General features: G+C 49.6%; 11 protein-coding genes and 1 pseudogene. 2 read left to right on the plus strand and 10 right to left on the minus strand.

What is annotated here, in order from left to right; all coding sequences use genetic code 11:
- The 3 genes from ACR0P9_RS04760 to ACR0P9_RS04770 form a co-directional block, all read right to left on the minus strand.
- The coding region (locus ACR0P9_RS04760) for a flavodoxin family protein (protein ID WP_432617842.1) at nucleotides 1–215 on the minus strand (215 nt) is incomplete at its 3' end.
- Between the two features lie 62 nt (nucleotides 216–277).
- Nucleotides 278–1,183 (minus strand): YihY/virulence factor BrkB family protein, encoded by a 906-nt coding sequence (locus tag ACR0P9_RS04765; RefSeq protein WP_432617822.1) that lies wholly within the window; start codon nucleotides 1,181–1,183, stop codon nucleotides 278–280.
- Between the two features lie 143 nt (nucleotides 1,184–1,326).
- Nucleotides 1,327–2,154, minus strand: a complete 828-nt coding sequence (locus tag ACR0P9_RS04770; RefSeq protein ID WP_432617824.1) for a putative RNA methyltransferase — start codon at nucleotides 2,152–2,154, stop codon at nucleotides 1,327–1,329.
- Nucleotides 2,155–2,296: 142 nt separating this feature from the next.
- Between ACR0P9_RS04770 and ACR0P9_RS04775 the strand changes: the two genes are divergently transcribed.
- Complete coding sequence (locus ACR0P9_RS04775; protein WP_432617826.1) at nucleotides 2,297–2,815, plus strand: SLOG family protein; 519 nt, start codon at nucleotides 2,297–2,299, stop codon at nucleotides 2,813–2,815.
- A gap of 50 nt (nucleotides 2,816–2,865) precedes the next feature.
- Here ACR0P9_RS04775 and ACR0P9_RS04780 read toward each other — a convergent pair whose 3' ends face one another.
- From ACR0P9_RS04780 to yajC, 6 genes are all read right to left on the minus strand, one after another.
- Complete coding sequence (locus ACR0P9_RS04780; RefSeq protein WP_432617828.1) at nucleotides 2,866–3,453, minus strand: hypothetical protein; 588 nt, start codon at nucleotides 3,451–3,453, stop codon at nucleotides 2,866–2,868.
- A 62-nt stretch (nucleotides 3,454–3,515) separates the two neighbouring features.
- Complete coding sequence (locus tag ACR0P9_RS04785; protein WP_432617830.1) at nucleotides 3,516–4,004, minus strand: hypothetical protein; 489 nt, start codon at nucleotides 4,002–4,004, stop codon at nucleotides 3,516–3,518.
- A 171-nt stretch (nucleotides 4,005–4,175) separates the two neighbouring features.
- Nucleotides 4,176–5,549, minus strand: coding sequence for a thioether cross-link-forming SCIFF peptide maturase (gene scfB, locus ACR0P9_RS04790; protein WP_432617832.1), 1,374 nt, complete (start codon nucleotides 5,547–5,549; stop codon nucleotides 4,176–4,178).
- Between the two features lie 77 nt (nucleotides 5,550–5,626).
- Nucleotides 5,627–5,770 (minus strand): six-cysteine ranthipeptide SCIFF, encoded by a 144-nt coding sequence (scfA, locus tag ACR0P9_RS04795; protein ID WP_432617834.1) that lies wholly within the window; start codon nucleotides 5,768–5,770, stop codon nucleotides 5,627–5,629.
- 39 nt (nucleotides 5,771–5,809) lie between these two features.
- The gene (locus ACR0P9_RS04800) at nucleotides 5,810–6,208 is read right to left on the minus strand and encodes a hypothetical protein (protein ID WP_432617836.1); all 399 of its coding nucleotides are present in this window, start codon (nucleotides 6,206–6,208) and stop codon (nucleotides 5,810–5,812) included.
- Between the two features lie 64 nt (nucleotides 6,209–6,272).
- The gene (yajC, locus tag ACR0P9_RS04805; protein ID WP_432617838.1) at nucleotides 6,273–6,584 is read right to left on the minus strand and encodes a preprotein translocase subunit YajC; all 312 of its coding nucleotides are present in this window, start codon (nucleotides 6,582–6,584) and stop codon (nucleotides 6,273–6,275) included.
- 158 nt (nucleotides 6,585–6,742) lie between these two features.
- Between yajC and ACR0P9_RS04810 the strand changes: the two genes are divergently transcribed.
- Nucleotides 6,743–7,243 (plus strand): YbhB/YbcL family Raf kinase inhibitor-like protein, encoded by a 501-nt coding sequence (locus tag ACR0P9_RS04810; protein ID WP_432617840.1) that lies wholly within the window; start codon nucleotides 6,743–6,745, stop codon nucleotides 7,241–7,243.
- Between the two features lie 48 nt (nucleotides 7,244–7,291).
- Here the strand turns inward: ACR0P9_RS04810 and ACR0P9_RS04815 are convergent.
- Nucleotides 7,292–7,900, minus strand: a pseudogene (locus ACR0P9_RS04815) (hypothetical protein); the annotation flags it as partial.

A 7,900-nucleotide genomic window follows, 5' to 3' on the forward strand; every position in this document is an offset into this window, starting at 1 on the left:
ATGCCGCCTGCAATGCCGCCATAATACACCGGAGAGGCTAAAATAATGCCGTCAGCTTCCACCATCTTATCAATCCAAGCATTGACTTCGTCATTCTGAATGCAATGACCGTCTCCGCGCTCCAGACACTGATAGCAAGCGGTACACGGCTTGGCACGCGCACCCACCTGAATGATTTCCAGCTCAATGCCCTGCTTGTTCAGTTCTTCTCCGATGAGATTGAGTCAAATCTCGGTCTTTCCGCCCTTGCGCGGGCTGCCATTGAATGCAACGACTTTCATCTTTGTTTCCTCCTAACTCTTCTTCTGTTTCTCTTGCGTGACCGCGTGGTTTCTCCGTCAATTGCTTTGGCGTACCACGGTTTTCGCTTACAAATAAAATTTTTGCGCTTGCGCTTCATCAAAATGAAGTTCAGCTCAAATCCTAAAATCAGGACAATGCCGGTCAAATACAGCCACAGCATCAAAATCATAATGGCACTGATCGAGCCATACAGTGCATCGTACTGGCTGATATTGGTGATATAAAAAGAAAAAATAACAGTGCAGATAATCCATGCCACCAAGGTAAACAGTGCTCCTGGCAAAGCATCTTTGAGTTTCATGATGCAATTCGGACACAGATAACACAAAATCAAAATGAACAGGAACATAAGGCCAATCGCAATTAAAAATCGTCCCCAGCCCCACAGCCATGTCAGCTGTTCTGGCAGGCTGATATGCAGATACCGGAGCACAAAAATGCGAATGGATCGTCCCAAAATCCACAAAATAAACGTAAAGACAATGGCAAAAATCAAGCCCGCCGCTGTCAAAACTTCAAAAATCAACTGGCCAATACCGCCGCGCCGATTGGGAATACCATAAATACGATTGACTGTATGCATGAGCGAGCTCATCGTTCGACTCAAAAAATAAATGCCCAAAATGGTAAACACAAAAATGCGGCTAATAAAGGTAAACGGCGACATCGAACCGATATACCGCGTGATAATCGGAGAAATTACACGCTGAATATCACCCGGAAGCAGGCTGAGAATATTTAAAATCGTCACCTGTGAAATTTTCATCGCAGACATCAACGTGCTCATGACGAGCAGCAGCGGGAAAATAGAAAACAACAGGTAATAGGACAGCTCCGCCGATGCCTTGGGAATGCTGTCCACAAAATAACTGCGCACCATCGCTCCGGAAATCTGCTTGATCCGCTTTTTCCGTGCAGACTCCGGCTTTCTATTTGTTGACAGAAGTGTTCCTCCTCTCTCGCTTTTTCAAATACAGAGTATGCGGTATAGTATATCACACTTTCCGTCGTGAAAAAAGCGATTTACTCGGTTTCCTCCGCAGAGAATACGAGAATGACAAACGACAGCGTGACATCCAGCTCTCGCAGGGCTTCCAGCCGCGCCATACCGATTTTCGAGGTGCGATGCGAATACGGCGTCATGGCAAACAGCGTGCGTATATCCTCCGGACGGTCCAGATGAACGCGATAGGTAAATTTCTGTCTGCCAATGCGCTGAAATCCGTGCAGCTGGTATTTTTCCTCGCGATTTTGATACGGCTTGTCATACACTGCGCACTTCAGCTCCCACAGATGATCCTCTCCCGGTACCGCGCATACGACAACACCATCGGATTTGAGCACACGCAGAAATTCCTCTTCCGGTGTCGGTGCAAACAGCGAACAAATCACATCCGCACAATGATCCTCCAGCGGCATATGATAGGCACTGCCTGTGATATACTGAGTATACGGATCGCGTTTGGCTGCGTACTGTGTAGCAGATTTAGAAATATCAATACCAATGCTCTCTTTGAGCTTGCCGCTCTCGTGCAGTGCCTGCACCATTTGGCGGGTGTAATATCCCTCACCGCATCCGGCATCGACAAACTGAATGTCTTCCTTATCTTTGGTCAATTGTTTGATCTGCTGGCACATCGCCTTAGCCAATCCTTCATAATAGCCTTGGTCTAAAAACTGACGGCGAGCTGCTACCATTTCCTTGCTGTCTCCGGTATGATCGCCGGATTTATTGGTCTGCAACAGATTACAGTAACCAGCCTTTGCAATATCATAGCTGTGTCCTGATTCACAGCAAAAAGCCTTTTCCTTTCGCACCAACGGTGCACCGCAATGCGGACAAATCAGCATATTCCTCCCATCCTTTCCTCTTGGTTTCGGGCGTATCTGATTGTTTTTATTATAGCATACCAAATTGCCTGTTTCAATTGCGCGGTACACCTGCTACAATAAAGATACGCAATCGAAATACCCAGCGAAGAAAGGACTCTTTATGCGTACATCTGTCTGTTGTTTTACCGGCTACCGACCAGAAAAAATGCCATCCGGCTATCAAGAAGGCTCCCGCCTGTTTTGTGACATGCAGGTACAGCTGTGTCAGGCCATTCACCGCGCCTATGCGCATGGCTGTCGCTACTTTTTGTCCGGCATGAGCCGCGGCTTTGATCTCTGGGCGGCACAGGCGGTTCTCGCTCTGCGCGGTGAAGGACTGCCGATTGAACTCTGGGCTGCCGTAGCTTTTCCAGACATGCATGTACACTGGGAGCCCATCTGGCGGACACGGTATCAGCATACACTGGCTCAGGCCTCGCGCACCTTTTGTATCTTTCCCCGTTATATGCCGGAATGTTATGCCGTGCGCGACCGTTTTCTGGTAGAACGCAGTTGCCGCTGTATCTGCTTCTTTGACGGAACGCCGGGCGGCACAGCGTATACCGTACACTACGCGCACAAGCATCATCTCATCATAGATAATCTGGCAGACCAACAGCTGTCGCTCTTTGATATGTAGAAAAGCTGTGTATGTCTTGCAACAGCGCAAACATACACAGCTTCTATCCGTTAAAATAAACCGAGCAGAACCGGAACGAGCAGCAGCCGCCAGAGCATAGACGCACACAGCAGCAAGATACACAGCAGCCACAATCCACCGTATGGCTTCCAAGCAGCAAAATATTTGCCGTGCTGCATCCCAATGTCCAATGCAGCTGTACCAATCAGCAGCATCGCTGGCAGCCAAAAAACAGCACAGATGCCAATAGAAACAAAGGCGATATATACACCCCACAAGCCTGACTGCACCAGTGCTGCTGCCGCTGCGAAGGATAAAAAAAATCCGCGCACTGCCAAGAGCAGCGCCATCCATAGTGCTCGCCCCGGAATCGCGCCAAGCAAGCCCGCCGCGGCAATCCAGCCAACTGTACTTGCCGCGCTCGTCAGCACGGTGCGAACAGACGGCATCCGTCCGGCAGCATTACTGGACACGAGCTTTGCCAACTCCTGCACATAACTCCCGTCTGATTGCGGAATGTACATGCCGGTAAAACCACCGGCAAACACTCCACACAGCAAAGCTGCCACTAAAAACGCAAATGCCGGTGACTGCCGCAGCCGCCGGACAAGCAAAAAGCCAAGAATATCCCGTTTCATAGCCGTCCCCTTTCCGGTTCCCTGCTAGTAAGATATTCTTGGCTGATTTGTGTTATGCGTTTTTACGTAAGCTGTTCCGTTTCAACTTCGCCGATGGTGCGGAACATATCTTCTACCGCGGACTTCATGTGGTTCGGAAAGCGCGGAGAATAGGTCAGATGGCTAATATGTTTTCCGTCTTCGGTATCTTCACTTTCTACCGTGACAACATACGTTGCCTTTGCGACACGATCCTGAATATACGCGCAATCTCGTCCCGGAATCGTCGATACCAGAATACGACCGCGCGTCGTTCCGCAAACCGAAGACAGAAGCGTAGAAAATTCTCGCTTCTCACCAGACAGAATCATAATTTCCGAGCGGAGCATAGATGCCGAGACATCCGGAATACAATTCACGCCCAAACCCACAAAATAATTGCGGCGGCGTTCATCCTGCTCTGCAATATAAATACGGCTTCCGTCTACGACATGATCCCGTAAAATTCCTTTCAGAAGGCGATCGGAGAGCTCGCTGCTGCCGATCATACCAAGTCCAATACTATGCGGCATAAAAATCACCTCATCTTTATTTCTTCCGTCCGCAATACGAGGGGGAAAGCAGCGAACCGGAGATGGATTCCTGTGAGCAGAATCCGATATTTATAACATCATTATAGAGCGATTTCGTTAAAATTCAACAGCATTTTTGACAAAGCCCTCATTTTTTGTCGTGTTGACGGATTATTCTTCCATCATCTGCGCCGCTTTAAGGTAGATTGCACATTCCAAACGCTTTTTCTGCAATTCGCAGCCCATTTCATACGGTGTTTCAATATCGCCGTTCATGTTAAAGTTTGCCGCTGCACAGCCGCCGGAGCAGTAGAACTTTGCCCAGCAATCCTTGCATTTCGGTCTGGTACATACATTGAGGCGGGAGAAATGATCGGAAATATCCATATCAAACTTGCCGTTATCCAGCGTTCCCAGCAGGAATTCCGGATGGCCGACAAACTGATGGCACGGATAAATCTCTCCGTCCGGTGTCACAGCGACATATTCATAACCGGCACCGCAGCCGCGCAGCCGCTTGATGACGCACGGACCCTGCTGCAAGTCCACCATGAAATGGAAGAAGTTAAAGCTTCTGCCTTCCTTGCGGCGCTGCTGCATGATGTCAACCAGCTTTTCATACTCCTCACCGATGCGCGGCAGATCCTTCTCGCTGATGTCATATCCAGTACCCGGTTCACTGGTTACCGGCTCGACAGACAGCTGGTCAAAGCCTTCGTCCGCAATGGACAGCACGTCATTGGTAAAGTCCAGATTCTTGCTGGTAAATGTACCGCGAACATAGTAATCCTTGTCCTTGCTGCGCTGAGAAACCAGCTTCTTGAACTTCGGCACAATGATGTCATAGCTGCCGCAGCCGCCTGCCGTCGGACGCATTTCATCGTTGATGCACTTTCTGCCGTCCAGAGACAGGACGCAGTTGTCCATGTTCTCGTTGATGTAGTCGATCTTCTCATCATCCAGCATCAGACCGTTGGTCGTGATGGTAAAACGGAACTTCTTATTTTTCTCTTCTTCCAGAGAACGGGCATATTCGACGGTCTTCTTGACGGTCTCCCAAGCCATGAGCGGTTCGCCGCCAAAGAAGTCTACCTCGATATTGCGGCGGGCACGGGACTTTTCGATAACAAAGTCAATCGCCTTCTTTGCTACCTCAAAATCCATGGTCATGCGCTTGCCCATGCCGAAATCACCGGTATCTGCAAAGCAGTACTTGCAGCGCAGATTGCAGTCGTGCGACACGTGCAGGCACAGTGCCTTGATCGGTGCGCCGGTCGGAATGGCTGCGGCAATATTGATATAATCATCATCTGCGAACAGATAGCCGCTCTGCTCCAGTTCGTACAGCTCATGATATGCTTCCTGCAGCTGATCCTCGGTAAACCGGTCGGACAGGCTGCGGAGAATATCCTCCGGACATGTCTCTGTCATACCCGGTGCAACAACAGCGGACAGCGCATAGGCAGCATCATCTACCACATGAACCGAGCCGCTGTTAATATCCATCAGGATATTGACACCCTTCATGGAAAAACGATGTATCATAATCAAATAACTCCTATGAAAAAATTTCGGGACTGACACATGTCAGTCCCGAGCCTGTTTATTCTGTCAAATCAGACTTACTTCTCGTGCTCGCACTTCTGGTTTGCAACGGTGCAGGAAGTCTTGCATGCAGACTGGCAAGAGGTCTGGCACTCGCCACATCCGCCGTGTGCAGCGGACTCCTTAAAAGTGCAGGTGTTCAGAGTCTTAATGTGAGACATAATCAATTGCTCCTTTCGTGTTAAAATATCAGACGCAGATTATCTGCGCCGTTTTTTCGTTTTTGCAGCCGCTCCCAGAATCGCTCCGGTCAGCGAGCTTGCGACGGCAATGCCGGAAATCATTCCGGCTGCCACTGCCTGAAACGCTGCCTCACGCAGCGTCAGACTCAGAAGAAACAGACAGCCCAGCAGAGAAAGCCCTGTCAGCATTCCCAGCACCAGTCGATTGGCAGGCGCGCGCCGTGCACTCCAACCGGCGGTGAGTATCGTCCCCGCAGCAAACGGGAGACATACAATCAATGGTCTCATCTGCATTCCCATGGTTCCGCTCGCCAGCAAACAAGCGCCAGCCAGCAGTCCGCCAAAGGTTATCAGCATCCCGAGCAGCAGCGGTGCCGCCCAGAAAACCGCGTTGTCTGTCGATTCTGTATGTTTCATGCGTGTTCCTCCTCGCGCAGCTGTTTGCATTATGCTACGCGAAAAGGGCATCCGTCATGCATACTTATGCCTTCTGCTCATCCTGTTCAGTCGTAACGGCACGAATTGCCCACTTCTTAAAGCGCATACGAGTACCGCCGCTGGTCTCCATTACCAGCTCATCATCGTCGATCTTTACGACCTTACCGACAATGCCACCAATCGTGCAGATATGATCGCCGACTACCAGGCTGTCACGCATCGCCTTATCCTTCTTCTCCTGTTTCTTCTGCGGACGAATCAGCAGGAAATAGAACAGGACAATCAGCAGGATAATCGGAAGCACAGATGCATATGCCTGTGCGCTCGGCATAGCTGTATCCAGTAAAAAGTTCATAGGATTTACACCTCCCATCGAAATACAATACTACAATTATACTCAATCGAAGGAGAAAATACAAGCATTTTTCCCTTATTCCCATAAGATTTGTTTACAGCCAGCCTCGAATGCTGGTATAATAAAACCGAAACCCAAGGAACAGGAGGTATTTTCCTATGAAAGTAACAAGTACAGGTATCGCAAATGGCTACTGGGAAGATCGTTTCGGCAAATTCGGCACGGAGCTTTCCGCAGAAGGAACGCCGCTGCGCTCGATTCCGTTCAAGATTGAGGATGCACCGGAAGGCACGGTCAGCTTTGCCGTCGTGCTGGACGATTTGGATTCGATTCCGGTGTGCGGCTTTACCTGGATTCACTGGGCACTGTGCGATTTAACGGTCACAGAGCTGCCGGAAGATGCAAGCCGACACGACCCATCGTTGATTCAGGGCTGCACCAGCTTCCACAGCGTGGCATCCGACGAGTCCATCGAAGAGGCCTCGCGCTACGGCGGCATGGCACCTCCGGATAAAGACCATCAGTACGATCTGTCCGTCTATGCGCTGGACTGCAAGCTGAATTTGAAGCCGGGCTTCTATCTCAACGAGCTGATTCACGGCCTGCGCGGTCATGTGCTGTCACATACCCGCCTGTCTGCGATGTATCGCGCCAAGTAAACCGTTTTGATTTTACCAGCAGAAGCTGCACATGCAGCTTCTGCTTTTTTATTCCTCAATCGTTGTTGTAAATGTCAGCGTTTCGCTACTATTTGGCGCGAGTTTTCGCACGCCAATCTTATTTTCTAGGGCATGACCCAGATAATTTGCATCCGGCAGAGTGCTCCACGGTTCGATGCAGACGTAATTGGTATCTTTTCCCGTGTACTTGCTCCAAATACCTAAATATGGAAAATCAGAAAATTCCATAGAAATCACATGTTTGGATTTTTTGCTGCGGATGCTGACCGTTCTGTTCTTACAGTCGTCCAAAATTAGAGCATCCAATTTGAACAACTCACTGGACAAAAACAGTTTGCCGTCTTCCAGCGGCACCGTGCGCTTGTCCTTGGTAATCATCAGCGCATCATCATTGATGAGCGGATAAATCGCATCACCGGAACCGAAATCTACGTAATAATCTTCCATGGTTTCGTTTGGTTCCAACGCAACGTTGTATGCATCGTGACCGCCGACTTCGTAGTACATATCTGTATCGCCGCGATTGGTCGTAATGTGCTGTTTTTTCAGCGTATTTCCCTCCAGCGTATACCGCACGGTAAACGCAAAATCAAACGGATACATCGGTTTGGTATATGCATTCGGCGTCAGCATCAA

Origin of the sequence: Butyricicoccus sp. (assembly GCF_050872565.1) — a bacterium.
Lineage (GTDB): Bacteria > Bacillota > Clostridia > Oscillospirales > Butyricicoccaceae > Butyricicoccus_A.

Bases quoted from the DNA above. Each gene is read 5' to 3' on its own strand.
- ACR0P9_RS04765 (WP_432617822.1), bottom strand. From the start codon at position 1,183: ATGGTGCGCAGTTATTTTGTGGACAGCATTCCCAAGGCATCGGCGGAG.
- ACR0P9_RS04770 (WP_432617824.1), bottom strand. From the start codon at position 2,154: ATGCTGATTTGTCCGCATTGCGGTGCACCGTTGGTGCGAAAGGAAAAG.
- ACR0P9_RS04775 (WP_432617826.1), top strand. From the start codon at position 2,297: ATGCGTACATCTGTCTGTTGTTTTACCGGCTACCGACCAGAAAAAATG.
- ACR0P9_RS04780 (WP_432617828.1), bottom strand. From the start codon at position 3,453: ATGAAACGGGATATTCTTGGCTTTTTGCTTGTCCGGCGGCTGCGGCAG.
- ACR0P9_RS04785 (WP_432617830.1), bottom strand. From the start codon at position 4,004: ATGCCGCATAGTATTGGACTTGGTATGATCGGCAGCAGCGAGCTCTCC.
- scfB (WP_432617832.1), bottom strand. From the start codon at position 5,549: ATGATACATCGTTTTTCCATGAAGGGTGTCAATATCCTGATGGATATT.
- scfA (WP_432617834.1), bottom strand. From the start codon at position 5,770: ATGTCTCACATTAAGACTCTGAACACCTGCACTTTTAAGGAGTCCGCT.
- ACR0P9_RS04800 (WP_432617836.1), bottom strand. From the start codon at position 6,208: ATGAAACATACAGAATCGACAGACAACGCGGTTTTCTGGGCGGCACCG.
- yajC (WP_432617838.1), bottom strand. From the start codon at position 6,584: ATGAACTTTTTACTGGATACAGCTATGCCGAGCGCACAGGCATATGCA.
- ACR0P9_RS04810 (WP_432617840.1), top strand. From the start codon at position 6,743: ATGAAAGTAACAAGTACAGGTATCGCAAATGGCTACTGGGAAGATCGT.